The organism is Sorangium sp. So ce296 (assembly GCF_051529605.1).
Lineage (GTDB): Bacteria > Myxococcota_A > Polyangia > Polyangiales > Polyangiaceae > Sorangium > Sorangium cellulosum_D.
In genome coordinates this window covers 981,949-999,104 of record NZ_CP150325.1, presented here as the reverse complement: position 1 = coordinate 999,104, position 17,156 = coordinate 981,949, and the positions used below count along the sequence as shown (strand labels likewise).

The 17,156-nt window shown below is 69.4% G+C and carries 13 protein-coding genes; 8 read left to right on the top strand and 5 right to left on the bottom strand.

What is annotated here, in order from left to right; genetic code table 11:
- Positions 1-144: 144 nt before the first annotated feature.
- The 6 genes from WME98_RS03760 to WME98_RS03735 all read left to right on the top strand — a co-directional run bounded on the left by WME98_RS03760 (position 145) and on the right by WME98_RS03735 (position 6,785).
- The gene (locus tag WME98_RS03760) at positions 145-1,032 is read left to right on the top strand and encodes a hypothetical protein (protein ID WP_437950002.1); all 888 of its coding nucleotides are present in this window, start codon (positions 145-147) and stop codon (positions 1,030-1,032) included.
- 139 nt (positions 1,033-1,171) lie between these two features.
- Complete coding sequence (locus WME98_RS03755) at positions 1,172-1,801, top strand: hypothetical protein (RefSeq protein ID WP_437950001.1); 630 nt, start codon at positions 1,172-1,174, stop codon at positions 1,799-1,801.
- Positions 1,802-1,849: 48 nt separating this feature from the next.
- Positions 1,850-3,076 carry a mechanosensitive ion channel family protein gene (locus WME98_RS03750; RefSeq protein ID WP_437950000.1) on the top strand — a complete coding sequence of 409 codons (1,227 nt, stop codon included), beginning with the start codon at positions 1,850-1,852 and terminating at the stop codon, positions 3,074-3,076.
- A 168-nt stretch (positions 3,077-3,244) separates the two neighbouring features.
- Positions 3,245-4,207, top strand: a complete 963-nt coding sequence (locus tag WME98_RS03745; protein WP_437949999.1) for an L-lactate dehydrogenase — start codon at positions 3,245-3,247, stop codon at positions 4,205-4,207.
- 227 nt (positions 4,208-4,434) lie between these two features.
- Entirely contained in the window at positions 4,435-4,860 is a 426-nt protein-coding gene (locus WME98_RS03740) for a DUF1810 domain-containing protein (protein WP_437949998.1), read from the top strand.
- Between the two features lie 323 nt (positions 4,861-5,183).
- Positions 5,184-6,785 (top strand): PAS domain-containing protein, encoded by a 1,602-nt coding sequence (locus tag WME98_RS03735; protein ID WP_437949997.1) that lies wholly within the window; start codon positions 5,184-5,186, stop codon positions 6,783-6,785.
- Between the two features lie 117 nt (positions 6,786-6,902).
- On the opposite strand, the gene WME98_RS03730 is transcribed toward WME98_RS03735, so the two are convergent.
- The 3 genes from WME98_RS03730 to WME98_RS03720 all read right to left on the bottom strand — a co-directional run bounded on the left by WME98_RS03730 (position 6,903) and on the right by WME98_RS03720 (position 11,581).
- Positions 6,903-7,421: a hypothetical protein gene (locus WME98_RS03730; RefSeq protein WP_437949996.1), complete on the bottom strand. Its 519-nt coding sequence runs from the start codon at positions 7,419-7,421 to the stop codon at positions 6,903-6,905.
- Between the two features lie 667 nt (positions 7,422-8,088).
- Positions 8,089-10,257, bottom strand: coding sequence for a S8 family serine peptidase (locus WME98_RS03725; RefSeq protein WP_437949995.1), 2,169 nt, complete (start codon positions 10,255-10,257; stop codon positions 8,089-8,091).
- Between the two features lie 241 nt (positions 10,258-10,498).
- Complete coding sequence (locus tag WME98_RS03720) at positions 10,499-11,581, bottom strand: hypothetical protein (RefSeq protein WP_437949994.1); 1,083 nt, start codon at positions 11,579-11,581, stop codon at positions 10,499-10,501.
- Between the two features lie 307 nt (positions 11,582-11,888).
- Here WME98_RS03720 and WME98_RS03715 point away from each other — a divergent pair, with 307 nt between their 5' ends.
- The gene (locus WME98_RS03715) at positions 11,889-13,991 is read left to right on the top strand and encodes a hypothetical protein (RefSeq protein ID WP_437949993.1); all 2,103 of its coding nucleotides are present in this window, start codon (positions 11,889-11,891) and stop codon (positions 13,989-13,991) included.
- Positions 13,992-14,028: 37 nt separating this feature from the next.
- Positions 14,029-15,129 (top strand): ferritin-like domain-containing protein, encoded by a 1,101-nt coding sequence (locus tag WME98_RS03710; RefSeq protein ID WP_437949992.1) that lies wholly within the window; start codon positions 14,029-14,031, stop codon positions 15,127-15,129.
- Positions 15,130-15,360: 231 nt separating this feature from the next.
- Here WME98_RS03710 and WME98_RS03705 read toward each other — a convergent pair whose 3' ends face one another.
- The gene (locus WME98_RS03705) at positions 15,361-15,765 is read right to left on the bottom strand and encodes a hypothetical protein (protein ID WP_437949991.1); all 405 of its coding nucleotides are present in this window, start codon (positions 15,763-15,765) and stop codon (positions 15,361-15,363) included.
- Positions 15,766-15,851: 86 nt separating this feature from the next.
- Positions 15,852-17,060 carry an FIST signal transduction protein gene (locus WME98_RS03700; protein ID WP_437332182.1) on the bottom strand — a complete coding sequence of 403 codons (1,209 nt, stop codon included), beginning with the start codon at positions 17,058-17,060 and terminating at the stop codon, positions 15,852-15,854.
- Positions 17,061-17,156: the final 96 nt, after the last annotated feature.

Sequence of the window (17,156 nt, the reverse complement as noted above, 5' to 3'; positions counted from 1 at the left end):
TCCTCAGGAGTCCTTGTCGCGGCCGCATGTGCTGCGGCTCTGTGGCAGGGCTGCGGCTCCCCGTACTCCTACGACTGCCGGGAAACCCTCTCTTGTCCCTGCGAGTGCACCCCTGTTCCGCCGCTGGGCTTCACGGATCCGGTCTTGCTCTACATCGGCAGCGAGCTGTCGGCGCCCGAATGTCCGCCTGTGAGCGCTCCGGCGAAGGTCTACGAGGGCCACGCGGATCTGGACGTCCCCTTCGAGTGTCCCGCGTGCCGGTGCAGCGAGCCGACCTGCGGGCTGCCCTCCGTCTTGCGGGCGAGCGACGCTCCTCTCTGCCAGGGCCCGACGTTCACGGCCTTCGGCGCTCCTGCGGGCTGGGACGGATCCTGCGTCGCGGCGACCGCGGTCCCGGACGAACGGCTGGCTTCGCTGGTGATCGCGCCGGTCACGGCGACGGCATGCGAGCCGATCGAGCCCGAGCCGGTGCCGCGCCGAAGCGCCAGAGACGGGTTCATCTCCCCCTGGAAGACCTTCGCGCGCGCATGCAAGGGCGACCCGATCGCGCTGGACTACGAAGACGTCTTCGGGGACACCGATGAGCCCGTATGCCCTGCCGGAGAGAAGTGCTGGCCAGCACCGGAGCCCCCGCCACCCGGCTTCCGGCAATGCATCATGTACCTGGGCGGCGGTGAGCCGGTGTGCCCGGACGATTACCCGCTCATGCACGTGTTCTACAGGGACTTCGAAGACACCCGCGAATGCACACCGTGCGCGTGCACCCCGACGGGGGAGAGCTCCTGTTCCGCCTCCGTCTCCGCCTACGCCGATGACGCGTGCACCGACGCGTTCGCCTCCATCACGGTCGGCACGGAGGCAGGGCTGTGCGCCGACGTCATGGAGGGCGTCGCGCTCAAGAGCATGAGCGCGAGATGGACCACGCACCGCCCCGGCACGTGCGAGGCCAGCGGCGGAGAGCTGCTCGGGAAAGCCACCGCCACACATCCCTCGACCTTCTGCTGCCAGCCGCTCCCTGCACCCCCGCGCTGATCGACCCGCCCCCGCCGCCGTGGATGCAGCGGCGCGACGGTATCCAGCTCAGCGCAGCTCCCCGTCCGCCGCTCGTGGCACACTCCGCGACGTGAACCTCGACCGGCTCCAGGCGCCCCGGGCTGACCTCGCGCTCGGCATGTCTTTCGCTGTCCCTAGCCCCCAAAACGCATGCCGCCGGCTCGCCCTAGCCATCGGGCTCCTGTCCGGCGCCGCGATCCTGCTCTGGCCGAAGCCCGCCCTCGCGAACGCCGGCATCCCGATGCTCGTCTTCGCGTGGCCCGCATCGTGGATAGCCTTCGTTCCCGTCGTGCTCGTCGAGGCCGCGGTGGCTCGCCGGGTCCTGCGCTTGCCGACGCGAGAGGCGATCAAGCTCTCTCTGGTGGCGAACGCATGGTCCACGCTCGCGGGGATCCCGATCACGTGGGCTCTCCTGACGGTCCTCGAGATGACCGTAGGGCCGATCCTGTCGATGGCTCGCGATGATCTCGGACCGGCCGCCACCCTGCTGATGCTGCCGATCTCGGCGCCCTGGCTGGGCCCGGTGAAGGAGGGCTGGCGCGTGCTCGCCGCCGGGGCCTTCCTCTGTGTGCCCTTCTTCTTCGCCTCGGTGTGGATCGAGGCGCGGAGCGCCGGGCGCCGCGTGCCGGCGGCCGACGCGCTCCGCTGGGCGCAGAGGGCGAACGCCGCCACCTACGGCTTTTTCCTCGTCGCGCTCGCGCTGTTCGCGCTGATCTCGTGGATGAGCCACGCGGGCAGCGCCGGCTAGCCGCGGTCGCCGGCGTGGCGGCGGCCCTCCTGTGGCAGACTCCCCCGCGTGAACCTCGACCGGCTCCCCGCGCTCTGGGCCGACCTCTCCCGCCACCCCACCTCGCTGCTCGTCGCGCTCGGCGCGGCCATCGCCGTCCTCGCGCTCGGGTTCTTCGCCTACCGCCTGCTCTTCGCCCTGCTCTCGCGCGCCGCCCGCGCGACCCGGACGTCGCTCGACGACCTCCTCATCCGGCGCATGCGGCTGCCGGCGCGCCTGCTCGTCGCGCTGCTCGCGCTGCACACGTTCATCGCCCTGCGCGGCGCCGAGCTGCCCACGCTCCACAAAGGCGTGCTCCTCCTGGAGCTCGCGCTCGCGTCGTACCTGGCCATCGAGATCGCCGAGACCATGGTCATCGACTACTGGCTCGCCGAGCGCCGGAAGGTGCAGCTCCCGGCCCTCGTACGGCACCTCCTGCTCACGATCCTCTACCTCGTCGCCGGCCTATCGATCGTCGGCGCGGTCACCGGCGTCGACCTCGTGCCGCTGCTCGCGACGTCGACCGTCATCACGGTCGTCCTCGGCCTCGCGCTCCAGGACACCCTCGGCAACCTCTTCGCCGGGCTCGCCCTGCACTCCGAGCGCTCGTTCGGCGTCGGCGACTGGATCCTCGTCGACGGGATCGAGGGGCAGGTCGTCTACGTGGGATGGCGCTCGACCCGCCTCCGGACGTTCTCCGGAGACATCGTGATCCTGCCGAACTCGATCATCGCCAAGGCCCGCGTACAGAACTTCTGCGCGCCGGACCGGACGTGCGCGCGCAACATCGAGATGCTCGTCGCCCTCGACGCCGCCCCCGAGGCCGTGGAGCGCGCGGCGCAGCGCGCCTATGCGCAGGTGCCGGACATCCTCCGCGAGCCGCCGCCCAGGCTCTGGCTCGCGGCCGTCACTCCCCTCTTCCAGCGCTATGTCATCAAGTTCTGGATCGCCGACTTCGAGCGCCACGATCTGCTGGAGTCCGAGCTGAGGAAGGCGTTCTTCCGCGCCTGCCGCGACGAAGGCGTCGCCCTCAGCCCCGCCGCGGCGCAGCCGGGGCTCGCCGTCGATCCCCAGGCTTTCGACCCGCACTCCCCCGTCGATCCGCGCGCCGCCGTCGATCCGACCGCAGCTCCGGTGGTCTTGCCGGCGATCGTCGCGGTGCCGGCCGCCCCGGCGCCCGCCGTCGCGAGCGGCAAGCCCGACGCGGGACCGCCGCGCCAGCAGGGGCGCTCCGCCGAGCCGCTCCCGGAGCGCTGAGCACGATCGGCGCCAGCCAGCGCCCGGCATCGCTTCGGCTCCGCGGCCCGCCGCGGCCGGCTCTGCGGCCCGCCGCGGCCGGCTCCGCGGCCCGCCGCGGCCGTCCGAGGGCCGCCGTCACCCTGAATTTGGCTTGGTCCGGTCGCGCCGCTGCGGTAGCCGAGCGGTATGCCTGACAACCAGCCCGTCTCCCCCAACAAGATCGCGGTCGTGGGCGCTGGCAGCGTCGGCGCGACGATCGCTTACGCGTGCTTGCTCCGCGGCGTGGCGAAGGAGGTCGCCCTGTTCGACGTGAACCGGGCCAAGGTCGACGCCGAGGTGCTCGACCTGAACCACGGCCTCCAGTTCGTCCCGGCGGCGACGCTCGAGGGCAGCGATGACGTCGAGGTCTGCCGCGGGGCGCACGTGGTCGTCATCACCGCCGGCGCGAAGCAGAAGCCCGGGCAGAGCCGGATGGACCTCGCCACCGCGAACGTCGCTATCTGCCGCGAGCTCCTGCCGCGGCTCCAGGCCGTCGCGCCCGACGCGCTCTACCTGCTCGTCACCAACCCGGTCGACGTGATCACCTATGTCACGCTCAAGCTGACCGGCCTGCCGCCCGCCCGCGTCCTCGGCAGCGGCACGGTGCTCGACAGCAGCCGCTTCCGCTTCCTGATCGCCCGACGGCTGAACGTGGCCGTGCAGAACGTCCACGCGTACATCGCCGGCGAGCACGGCGACAGCGAGGTGCCCCTGTGGAGCAGCGCGAGCGTCGCGAACATCCCGCTCGACGCGTGGTCCGTGCCCGGCCACGGCAAGCTCGCCGCGGGCGACCGCGCGGAGATCTTCTCGAACGTGAAGAACGCCGCCGCCCAGGTCATCTCCGGCAAGGGCGCGACCAACTACGCGATCGGCCTGGCGACCGCCAAGATCCTGGAAGCCCTGCTCCGCGACGAGAACCGCGTGCTGCCCGTCAGCAGCCTGCTCAGCGGCTACCGCGGGATCGACGATGTGTGCCTGAGCGTGCCCTGCGTCGTGAACCGCTCCGGCATCGAGTCGCAGCTGCCCATCCCGATGAGCCCCGAGGAGGAGGCCGGCGTCCGCGCCAGCGCGGACACGATCCGCAAGGCGATCCGGTCGCTCGGCTTCTGACGCGACCTCGCGCCGCGTCGCCTGAGCGCGTTGCTGGCGCGGTGATGGGAAGCATTTGAACCACAGCGGCACAGAGGGCACAGAGGAGGGAGAAGAAGCTACCTATCTTTTTTTTTCTCTCTCCTCTGTGCCTCTGGGGTTCTTTTCTCATGAGGAGCCATCCGGTGAGCACGACCGTGCGCTGCGATCCGACGATGAAGTGCTAAGCTGGCAGCGGAGGAGCGCCCATGCCGGATCCGTACGACTTGCAACGATTCGTGGACGCGCAGGCTCCGGTCTATGACCGCGTCCTGGCCGAGCTGCGCCGAGGACAGAAGACCGGCCACTGGATGTGGTTCATTTTCCCGCAGATGCGGGGCCTGGGCCACAGCGCCATGGCTCACAGGTATGGCATCGCTTCGAAGGCCGAAGCAGAGGCCTATCTACAGCACCCGACGCTCGGCCCGAGATTGATCGAGTGCGCTCGCCTCGTCAACCAAATCGAGGGGTGCTCGTTATATGATATCTTCGACAGCCCCGATGACATGAAGTTCTGCTCGTCGATGACCCTGTTCGCCCGCGCGGCCCCCGACAACGAGACGTTCCGCGCGGCGCTCGAGAAGTACTGTGGTGGCGAGCTGGATCCGCGGACGCTCGCGCTCCTCGAGGAGTGACGGGCTGCCGTCGGTGGGCGCCGGGGGCGGGCGCGTGCACGGCGCGGCGACCCCGGCTACGACCGTGGTGGGGGCGAGGGTGGGGGACCCAGCGCTCGATCTCACCGCGTGTGGGTGCATGGGCGGGCAAAGCCACGACGGCCTGCAGGTGTGCCACAGCGCATCTGGTCCAGGTGACGCGGCGTCGGCGGCCCCATGGTCCGTCGATCCAAGGGCTCGAGCCCAAGCAGAGCTCGGCCAGCAGCTTGGCGGCCTGTGGAGGTGCCGTGTGGTCACCGAGGCCGACACCCTGAGGAGATCTTGCTCTACGCTAGCTCCTCCCGATGCCTAGCGACGCTCCTGTCGATCTCTACTCGCTCGCCTTCACCTGCAGCGTCGACCCGCTGCTCTTGCTCGACGAAACCGGCCGGATCCTGGCGCTGAACCCCGCCGCCGAGCGCCTCTTCTCCACGCCCGGGGCGACGGCGCGCGGAGGGCCCGTCGATGAGGCCCTGCGGCCCCATCCGCCCCTCGGCGCGCTGCTCGATCAGGTCATCCGCGATCGCGCGCCGCGCGCCCTGCCGCCCGACTTCACCCTTCACCTCGCGAGCGAGCGCGCCGTCCTCGCCGAGGGGAGCCTCAGCCCGCTCGTCGACCCCGCGGGCGCGTGCGCCGGCGTGATCCTCGCGCTGCGCGACGTGACCGAGCGACGCCGGGCCGAGCAGGCGGCGCGCGATCAAGCAGCGCGCCTGCACGCGGCCGTCGAGGCGCTCGACGTGGGCCTGGTCATCTACGACGCCGAGGAGCGGCTCTGCTTCTTCAACACGGCGTACAAATCGCACTACCCCGAGTGCGCCGCCGCCATTCAGGTAGGCAATACGTTCGAAGACGTCGTCCGCGAGGGCTGCCGGAACGGGATTCACCTCCACAGCGGCCTCAGCGAAGAGGAGTGGGTCGCCGGTCGCCTCGCGGACCATCGCCGCTCCGGGGACGTCTACATGCGGCGCTTCGGGGACCGCTGGCTCACCCTCAAGAGCACCCGCCTCGCCGACGGCGGCATCGTCGGCCTGCGGATCGACACCACCGAGATCAAGCAGACAGAGCTCGCCCTCGAGCGCGAACGGCAGTTCATCCGCCTCGTGCTCGACACCATCCCGATCGTCGTCACGGTCAAGGACCGGGACGGCAAGATGAAGCTCGTCAGCAAGAGCTACGCCGCGCTCTACGACACCACGCCGGAGGCGGCGGTGGGCAAGACCGTCGGCGATCTGCCGTCCTCCCACGCGGAGCTCTCCACCATCGGCGAGATGGACCGGGAGGTGCTCACGCGCATGCAGCCGGTCTCGAGGGTTCAACCCATCGCGCGCCCGAACGGCCAGGTGCGGTGGATGTCCATCGTCAAGGTGCCCCTGGTCGAGCAGGACGGCACGGCGCACATCCTCGCCATCGGCATGGACATCACGGCGCAGCGGGAGCACGAGGAGCACATGGCCGCCACCATCGCCGAGCTCGAGCGGCAGAGGCAGGCCTTCGCCGATCAGCTCGCGGTCATCCAGCGCCAGCAGGCGCTCATCCGGGCCCTGTCCACGCCCGTCCTCCAGGTCGCCGAGGGCGTGCTCGCCGTGCCCCTGATCGGCGCGCTCGACGACGCGCGCGCGGCCGACGTCACCAGCAAGCTCCTCGACGAGGTCGTGCGCACGGGCGCTCGGTTCGCCATCATCGACGTCACCGGCATCGAGAGCGTCGACGCCGCGACGGCCGACCACCTCGTCCGCATCGTCCGCGCGATCCGCCTGCTCGGCGCGAGCGGCGTCCTCACCGGCATCGGACCGGCCGTCGCCCAGTCGATGTGCGGCCTCGAGGTCGACCTCTCCGGCGTCACCACCCATGGCAACCTCCGCGCCGGGATCGAGGTGTGCCTGCGCGCGCTGCCCCGGCGCCGCTGAGCGCCGCCGGCGCTCGCGAGCGCGGCGAGGGGAGTCACGCCGCGCAAGGTCGGGCGCGAGACCCAGCCGAACGCGGAGCGTGGGAGGTGCGAGCGCTCACGCGACCCGGCTCGGGCCTCAGCTCCAGTGCGCGGTCAACTCGAGATGATCGTCGTCGTCGCCGCCGCCGGCGATGATGCGCTGGCGGACGTGGCTGGCGCCGCCGATCTCGAGGAGCTGTTCGCAGGAGCCGATGACCTCGGTCCACATGTTTTCGTCGAATCCGTAGCAGCCGCTCCAGCGAGCGTGGGTGAAGCCGCGGCGGGATTCGACGACCTGCACGCGGCCGACGGAATAGTAGTTGGCGAAGACACGCTGGCCCAGGGAGAAGAGGGTGGAGGGCGAGATGAGGGCGGCGATGACCTTGTAGATGCCGCTCATGTCGTCGCGGGTGCACTGGCGGCCGATCTGGTGGACGAGGTCTTTGCCTTCGCCGCTGGCGCGCCGGATGGCCTGGAAGAGATCCTTGTACCAGGCGATCGGGTACCAGCCGGTGGAGACGATGCTGCCGTAGCGCATGCCGGCGCGCAGCGGCTCGGACATCTCGTCCAGGCTGAGCTTCTGGAGGGGCTCTCCGCGCAGCTTGCCGAGGCTCACGTACACGGAACGAAACGCCACTCCCTTGACCTTGGGTTCGTCGGTCATCCAGCCGCGCCAGCGCCCTCAGCAGCGAGGGTACCGCGCGCCTCGTGCGTAGGCCAGAGAGCTGCCGCTGACCCGCGCGTGGCCGGCGCCAGGGCCCTAGCAACGAAGAGTCTGGCCGGTCGCCATAACCGCTGGGGCCGCCCGGTGGCACGGCCAACGGGGTCGGGGGAGCTCGGCCTGACCAAGCCGTCCCCGCGGGCCGGTGGGGTCGCCTCGCTTGCTGGAACATCGAGCCGTGCCGTCGGGCTCGGGGATCAGGAAGGGGCCCGGATCGTTCACGCGGCGATCGGTCGGCTGCTCGGCCCACCCTGGCACCGAGAGGCTACCTGTGTCGTCCCAGCGCGGCTGGTGGATCGAGCCGCATGTTCCTGGGAAGCAGCGTGACGCCGCGCGCGTGACAAACCGGTGGCGTAAGCGAAGTACAGCGCGGCGCTCACGCCGCAGGCTGTGGAGTGAACGCGGCCCCCTGGATGCGATTACGCAAGCCAGCCAGTTCCAGCACGAGGCAGGGGGCGACGGGGAGGGAGAACGTCTCGGCCTCCTCGGCGAGGACACGAGACCTTCGGCCTCCAGCTCGGCGCCGCCTTCCGCATTTGACGGAGCCGGCGGCCCCGGCTCCTCAGGGCCTGGTCAACAACCCGATGGGCAGCAGCGAGCGCGCCCACACCGAGACGACCCCGTTGGTGGGGGGCGAAGCGATATACCGGCTGATGTCGGTGCTCCCCCAGCCCGCGGTGGAGGCGCCGTCGACGATCTGCAGGTTCATCGAGGAAGGCCGCTCGGGACGGCTCCAGTCCTGGTCCACCACCGTGGCGTCCTTGCCGCCGCAGGAAGGGCAGAGCCCGGGGCCGCGCAGGTACTCCAGGGCCAGGCTCACGTTGTTGCCGGCCCAGTTCCAGCCGCTCATCCAGCGCGGCTCTCCGTTGGGGAGATAGAACGTGACGGCGGCGTGGAAGTACCAGAAGCTCTCCTGGACGCTGAAGCCCCACCCCGGCTGGCTGGGCGCATACCAGAGGCCGCTGCGGCCATCCCCTCCGCGGAGATACTGGTAGCGCTCTCCGCCTGCAACCCCGTGGAGCACCCACGACACCCAGACGGCCTGCGAGGTGGAGAAGTCGAGCGCGATCGTGCCCACCTGCGTCCCGGTCGCCACGTTATTGGCCCACGTGTAGCGCATCAGCGGCTGCTGAAACCGCGAGTCGGTGACCGGCCCGACGGCGCTGTTGTACCAGACGGGCTCGCCGCTGGTGTCGAACGTGAACCAGCCCAGCACCCAGTTGCCGTTGGCGGTCTGGTGGAGATCGAGGGTGTTCCCCGCGCGCTGCGTGTTGATGTACGAGCCGGGCCTCGGATCGAGCGGGGCTTGCTGCGGCGTCACCGTCTGCGTGAGCTCGTGGCTCTGCCCGGCGGCGTCGGTCACGCGTAGCCGCACCAGGTGGCTGCCATACCCGGGCAAGAGGAACGAGGTCGTGGCGCCGGTGCGCAGGTGCTGGCCGGGATGGGACACCGGCGTCATCGACGGGCCGACGACGGGTCCCGGGAGCATCCACTGATAGGCCACGACGCCGCGGTCGTCGGTGGAGCCGCTGCCGTCGAACCAGCAGTCGAGCCCGGTGCATTGCGCGGTGAAGCGCGCGACCGGCGCCGCGTCGTCGATCGGCAGGGCGGCCGCCTGCGCCACCGCGGCCGCGGCGTCGAGCAGGCCGGCGCCGCAATTGCCGCCGCAGCTGGGCATCGGCTGCGCGGTGCTCTGCAAGATCTGCCGGATCTGAGCTGGCGTCAGGTTCGGGTTCCGCGACAGCATCAGGCCGACGACGCCGGCGACATGGGGCGCCGCCATCGACGTCCCCGAGAGGTAGCGGTAGCAGGGGGTCCCGTTGCTGGTGGTCCAGGCGGAGACAACGCCGACGGTGTCCGAGGTGAATTTGCTGAGGTAGTCCTCCGGGCATCCGATCGGTGCGCCAAAGCCGTCGGGAGTGGTGAACACCCCGCCACCGCCGGGAGCCGCCAGGGTGACCGCGCCGTGGTTGCTGTAAGACGCCAGCTGGTTGTTGTGATCGGTGGCGGCCACCGAGATCACGCCCGGGCACGCGGCCGGCACGGTGTTGGCGAAGTCCCTCGAGAAGTTCCCCGCCGCCGCCACCACGGTCACGTTCCGGCTGGCGGCGAAGGCGAGCGCGTCGCGCAGCGCTGAATAGCGGGGGTCGGAGCAGGGCACATTCAGGTTTTCCCCAAGGCTCAGGTTGATGACCTGCGCCCCGTTGTCTACCGCCCAGCGAATGGCGCGAGGCATGTTCAGGAAATCCGGATGATCCCCGTGGGCGACGTCGACGTTCAGGAGCTGGCATCCCCAGCAGACGCCGGCGCCACCCTCCGCGTTGTCGGTGCTGCCGCCGGCGATGCCGGCCACGTGATTCGCATGTGCCCAGCCAGTGTTCGAGGCGTTCGCATCCTGGGCCACCGCGTCGTACTCCAGGCCCGGGACCCACTTGCCATTCAGATCGGGATGCACATCGCGGCCGGTATCGAGGATGGCGATGCGAACGTTGGGGGTGCCCGTCGTCAGCTCCCACGCCTCGGGGAGCCGGATGGCGGGGTAGTGCCACTGCAGCGAGAAGAGCGGATCGCTGGGCACCTGCAAGGCACGCGCGCTCGCGCCGGCGTTGAGCTCGAGCTCTCCCTCGTCAGCGCTACAGCCGGCGGCGAGCGGCAGGGAGGAGAGCGCGATGAGCAGCCCCGCGCCGGCGCGGCGCGCAGAGCGCCGCGCGCGCGCGAGGACTCGTTCCACGAAGAAAGAACGGCTACACAGCGGCATTTCCTTGGACCTCCTGCCCCAGCACCGTGGCTAGTGACGAAGATAGATGATGGATCAACGCGGGGGCGGAGCCTGGCGATTCGTGGCCCGTGCCCCTGCCGAGGGTGAGAGAGAGCGGCGGCCTGCCGGGCCAGCGCTCGGGGCCGGCGAGGGCGGGATGGATCGGCGCGATCGCGGGGTCGTCGCGTTCGTTCTGTTGCATGGCGTGCGCCTTTCACCGCTTCAGGTGCTGCCAGGAGCGCCCGCGCTTCTTGCCGCCGGTCGCGCCCTGAACGGCCTGCGCTCCAGGGTCGAGCAGAGGGTAACCGTTCTCGAACAGCGTGCAGTCCGGAGCCTTCTTTTCTTTCCGGTACTGGTCGGCCTTCGCCCAGAGATCGGCGAATGCGCCCGGCTTCTCCTGGTGGAAGCCGACGTAATTCTGGCTCACGTACGGGGCGTCGGGCGCGCCGTGCGTGGGCTGGCCGTGCTCGTCGAGCTCGATGTAACCGGAGAAGTAGAACGCGAACGGGTGCTGGTACGGCGCGCCGCCCCCCGCGTCGGCGCGGCTGTTCTTCTCGAAGGCATATCCGAAGAGGATCGGCGGGCCCGCTGGCCCGGGCGCGGTGAGCGAGTACGCCTGGATATCCGGGACGCGCGCGGTGTCCTCCGTGTTGTAGGGCAGGTGCTCGACGAAATTGGGCCGCGGCGGGTGATTCTTCGGTGAGAAGAGGCAGAAATAGGCGGTCTTCGACAGATCCGGCGCCTGGGGCGCCTCCTCCGGGAAGCCGAAGAAGTAGGCCTTGTTCCCCAGCGACACGAACGCGCAGGAATAATGATTGCTCTTGGGGAAGATGGGCAGGCACCTCCGGCGGTAGTATTCCATCATCGCGCCCTCGCCGTCGCCGTCCGCCGGCTTGTAGGTCGAGTCGTAGTACGAGGTGCCCTGGGAGAGCTCGTAATCGCTCGGGGCGAGCGTCTTCGGCGGATCCGCGTAGGGCGGCGGGTTGGCTTGCCAGTTTTCGTGGGCCCGGTACATGTTCCAGTCGCTCACCCAGGCCGCCGGCCACTGGGGGTCCGGCGTCGGCTCGCCGCTCTTGCGGGTGCAGGTGCACGTCGGCGAGTCGCTGCAGGCCATGCACTTGCGGCTGGCATCGGGCTCGTTGTGCGTTCCGTTCGTCGGGAAAACGTTGTCCGGGCCGGCGCCGGCGTCCCCGCTGGGACCCGCGCCGCACGCGGCGGTGAGCAGCAGCGCCGCAGGCCCGAGGCGCAGGCTGCGATCGATCGAGGATGAAAATGTTCTTTCAGAGGGCATGGCCATGTACTCGCTCCAGCGTGCGCTCGCGCCGCAGACGCGCGAAGGTGCTTCGCCCGCGTCGATGCATGCGCTCGACCATCGAGCCCAGTGCTCGATCGGGCAATCGGACCATGGTCCGATTGCGGTTGTCAACGCAAACTTCGGCTCCCGCGCCGCGCCCCGCCGTGCGCTCGCGTGAATGCGCGGGCCTCGCCGTTTGGCCGACGTGACCGTTGCCGGGAGCGCGCGGCGCCGGTAGCGTGGTTATCGATGCGCGAGGCCTACCGCACGACGGACGTCGTTCGTGGCTTCGCCCTGCGAGGAGGTGCCAGTGAGCTATCTGATCGGGCCGCGAATCACCTTCGCCGGCCAGTTCCAGGCGGATGTCTCCACCATCAACAACGAGGTCCGGTACTACTACAACGAGACGTTCGACCCGGCCTTCCAGGACCGCCGGCCGACCGGAAACCCCGACGAAGGCGGCTGGTGGAACCCGACCGGGTCCGGCGCCTTCCGCCTGGTCGACTGCAAGGTGACCAGCGCCTGGCACGACGGCGCCTGGGTGACCGACCCGGCCGAGGATCCAGCCGTCGGCCTGCTCGTCGCCAACGCGCTGGGCCGCTCGGCGGGCAAGATGGTCGACCTCGATCCGCAGATGCAGATGGCCTCGGGCATCTGGGGAATGGGCGTGCGGCTGACCGACGGAACCGGCCCGGGCTATGTGGCGGGCGACTTCTGGCCGGCCTGCTTCCGCGATCTCACGATGCGGCAGGAGACGCCCAAGCAATACGGGCAGCCGCTCGGCGCCAGTTATACCTCGGTCCTGCAGAACCTGATGTGGAATCCGTCCCCGACCATCGCTTCTCGGGTGCTCGAGCAGATCAGGCGGTTGCTCCAGCAGCACGGCCCCGAGGCGGCGCTCTCGATCCATTTCAACCTCTACAATTATTGCCGCAACTACGATCACCCGGAGATCGCCAAGCGCTACACCTTCGGCGATGTCGTGGGGGCGATCGGCGTGGCGCTCCCCGGCGAACCCAAGAGCTTCGTCCTCGGTCGTCGCTTCGCCCCGACGAAGCGAGCAAAGAACCCGTATGCGTCGGCCTACTTCGATGCCGTGGTGGACATGGCGTCGGGCACCGTGTCCGTCGACCTCGGCAACGCCTTGCCGCTGGACGAGAACGGCCAGGTGCAGACCAACCTGGGGCGAATGTCGCTCGTGGTGCTGGCCAAGGCCGACACGTTCGCGAACGGGCAGCCGACATTCCTGCCGGAAGGCAGTGACCTGTCGGACGGCGATTTCGCCCAGATCGGTGACCTCCCCTATGCCGATCCGGACTGGATGGCGACCACGGCGGGCATCGTCTCGCTGGCCCTGCCCGCCGCGGCGCTCGCGCTCGTCGCCGATCATCCGCTGGCGATCGTGACGCCGACGCGGCGCGACCTGCTGCCGCCCACTTTTACGATCTGGGCTCGCGAGACCGTCATGGGCTACCATGTCCGCGCCGACGAGTTCGTCCAGCGCCTCAACCCGCAGAGCCAGCTCCCCGATCCGCAGCCCACCGATTCGGCCGACGTGACGGTTTACGCGGCCCAGTGGGGGAAACCTTTCAACAGCGCTGGCCTCCACGTGGAACAACTGGGGCCGACGAGCCTCGGTACGGGGGCCCAGCAGGATATCAAGGGGATCGAGGTCCCCTGGACGGGCTTGCCGGCAGAGGTGGTGACCCAGTCCCAGACATCCTTCTCCGGGGGGCGGGCGGTCGTGACGGTCACGGCGACCGACCCCGCGGGAGCGCGCCTCGTCTACTACTACACGCCGCCGCCGAACGAGGAGGACCCGCTCCCTACCCCCGCGAAACAGCCGACTCCGCTCGTCGGGACCTACATGGACGGCCAGATCTATAGCCTCATCTACAAGCTCCAGGAGACGTCGGACTGGGAGCTGTACAAGTACACGCCCGATCCGTCGGGCGCGAAAGAGCCTCCTGCCCAGCAGCATTATCTGGACTACGTGAACCTGCACGTGCGCGACGGCTATGCCGCGAAGCTGGATCCGACCTGGCAGGACGTCGCCCCGATCTTCTCCCAGTATGCCAACCTCTATCCGGTCATGAGCCGGCGGCTCGTCGACCTGAGCGACGAGCAATCGGTCGCTGCCCATGCCGCGTCCATCGAGCTCGCTTTCAGCCTCGACATGAGCGACCCGAACTACATGCCGGTCACGCGCGACATGTCGCCGGCCAAGCAGCAGACCGTGCTCGCCTATCTTCGCAAGGTGCAGGGTAAGCCGGCGGCCGCGCCGAAGTCGCTGCAAAGCACCAGCGCCCCGAGGCCGGTGGGCGCGCCCATCCCGGTCGTGAACCGGGATGCCGCCGCCGCCCGCACCTCCATTCTAAGCAAGAGCCAGGCCATCAAGAACGGCGCCGAGTAGGCGCGATCGCCCAACCGAAGACGAGGAGGAGGACCCCATGCTCCGCGTGAAACCGACCCTGATCTCGCGGCTGAGACAGGTCACGAGCCAGGAAGAGCTGTTCACGTTCATCCAGTGCGCCATCGAGCTCGAGCATTCGACCATCCCGCCCTATCTCACGGCGCTCTACAGTCTCCTGCCGGGCAGCAACCAGGCCGCGGCCGACATCTTCACCTCCGTCCTGCGCGAGGAGATGCTGCACATGTCGATCGCCTCGAACCTGCTGATCGCGCTCGGGGGCAAGCCGTGCTTCTCGAAGCGGGAATTCATCCCGCGATATCCGGGGACGCTGCCCATGGAGGTGGACGACGGGCTCGTGGTCGGGCTCGCCCCCTGCTCGAAGGACCTCATCTACAACACCTTCATGCGCATCGAGCAGCCGGAGCATCCGCTCTCGCTGCGGCTCCCGGACGGCAGCTACTCCAGCTACCCCAGCGTGGCGCCGGGGAAGTACTCCACCATCAGTGAATTCTACAATGTGCTGCTCGACAAGCTCCGGAGCCTGACCGTCACCTGGGGGCAAAGAGAGGCGCAGGTGACGCCGGAGACGACTGGAACAGCCTGGTTCCGGACCTCGGACTGGTTTCCCATCAGCTCGCTGGAGACCGCCGAGGAGGCGATACAAGTCATCGTCACCGAGGGCGAGGGGGCGACGACCTCCCCGGTCGACGGCGACGGCGACCCAGCGCATTTCTACCGATTCGGCGAGATCTATTATGGCGCGAAGATGGTCCACCATGAGGCCAAGAGACTCGACCAGAGCTGGTCGTACACCGGTCCGGCGATCCCCTTCGACGAGGCGAAGGTCTTTCGCATGCCGCCGAACCCCAAGGCCGCCGATTATCCCGTGGGCTCGCGGTCGCGCCTCTTGGTGGACCAGTTCAATCAGGCCTACATGCAGATCCTGCTGGCCCTGGACACGACATTCAATGGTCAACCAAGGAACCTGAACGCCGTGCTGGGGCTGATGTACCAGCTCCGCATCCTGGCCTACGAGGTCCTGGGCCAGCCGGATCCGAGCGACCCGGACCTGACGAGCCGACCGCCCAAGAAGAGCACCGGCCTGACCTTCGAGTACGTGGACCGGGTCATCTCCTGAGCGCGATGCGGCGGGGCGGCGGCGCAGGCCGCCCGGCCCCTCACGGCGGCGAGAGGGGCGAACCGCCCAGCACCTGTCGGCGCGATCCGCCGAATGATCAACGACGGTTACTTCTGCGGCGCCGTACGACCGGCGTGCCTGCGAGCTGGGGTGCGAGCCCGATTCCCAGCGTGCGCGCGAGCTCGGCGGAGAGAGCTTCGCAGAGGTGGGACCCTGGCCAGATGCCAGAGGCTACGTGTTGATGACCCGATAGACTTGCCAGGGCGCTGTCGGTGAGGTCCTGCGCAGCAGCCAGCAATTGACGCCGACGGTGTCCGGTTGGAGCGTGTATTTGCCGATCGTGTAGAAGCTGAGCGGGTCCCCCAGCGAGACGTACTCCCAGCCCTCGTACTGCATGACGAGCAGGTTCTTCTCTTTGCCGCTCGCGCCGCGGTAGGCGCCCACGATCCCATCGTAATACGCCTGCCGCCCGTAAATCAGGCCCGTTCCCGACCTCGACTCGGGGGCGTTGGCGATGCCCACGTCTTCGGTCGCGAGCTCCTTCATCTCTTCGAACCGCTCTTCCGCGTACAGCTTGTTCCACTGCTCGGCGAATGCCTTCACCTGCTCGATGGTTTGCTCCAGATCAACCGTCATGGGCTCCCTCTTTCCTTCCAACGACTGAGGGGTGTACGCGATCATCCGCCGCCCCACGGCGGAAAGACCCCACCCCGCGAAAGCCGTCACCCGCTGACCGGCCCCGTCCCCTGGTCCGACTCCCCCCACGCCACCATGACCGCGCTCGTGTTGTGGAACCCCTCGACGCTCCCCCCGAACTTCGCGATCTGCCCGTAGCACGCCACCCCGAACATCGGATGCGGCGCCGCGTTCGGCGACAGGAACGCCCGCACCTCGTCGCGGTACCGCTCCCCCAGCAGCCGGAACCGCGACGCGCAGTCGAACACCAGCGCCCCCGACACCGCCGGCAGCGGCCCGAGCACCTTCGTCGACAGCCCCTTCGCCGCCTGCAGCAGCGCGTCGGCCGTCGCGCTCACCACCCGCACCACCTGCCCCCGCGAGAGCCCCCCGGTCAGCACCACCGCCCCGTCCCCCCGGATCGCGATCGGCGACCGGATCTTCAGCGCCTCCCCGAACGGCGTCTTCGCCCCGAGCGCGTGCTTCGCCATCGTCTGGAGCAGCCCCTCGCCCGTCGACCGCAGCCCGAGCCGCGACAGCTCCTCCTCGTACACCCGCGCCGCCGGCTGCCCGTCCAGCGTCCGCAGCACGTTCCGCTCGATGTCCGTGATCGTGAAATCCCGACCACCCTCGGCCGCCCGGAAGCCGTGCACCACGTCGAGGTTCACCCGGTGCCGGTGCGTCAGCCGCACCAGCACCGCCGCGTCCGTCAGCGCCTTCCGGCCCAGGAACACCCGCGCCCCCTCGAACGTCCACCCGTCGCCCGCCGTCCCGCCGAACACCCGCATGTGCGGCGGCACACCCTGCCGCAGCGCGGCCACCAGCTCGTCCCCGTCGCACGCGAATGCGTCCGCCAGCACCAGGATCGAGCTCGGCGCGCCGCTGCGCGGGCCGTTGCTCGACACCGCCTCGTCCATGTCGCTCAGCGCCGCCCGCACGCTCTTGCCGTGATCCGCCCGCAGCTCGCGCGCCGCAGCGCACGCAACCTCGACGCCCGCGCCCCCGAGGAACGCGCACGACACCCCGCTCCTGCTGAAGCCCCGCTCCGTGAACGACACCCCGCCGGTGGTGGCCCCGATCACCGGGACGCCCGTCGCGTCCTCGACCGCGGCGAGGTACTCCTCGTGCTTCGTCCCGCTCGGCAACGCCACGATCGCGAGCCGCGCAGGCTCCTTCCACTCGGCGACCGTTCGCTCGATCTTCCGTCCGAGCAGCCAGGCGTTCCCATCAAAGGGTCCGAGGGTCATCATCTTCATGCGCCGAAGCTCCTGCCTGCCCAGCGCCGGAGCGCGGGGCTTCGAGTCCAGGCCATCGCTGACGATACGCGTCGCGGGTCGGTGATAACACGCACG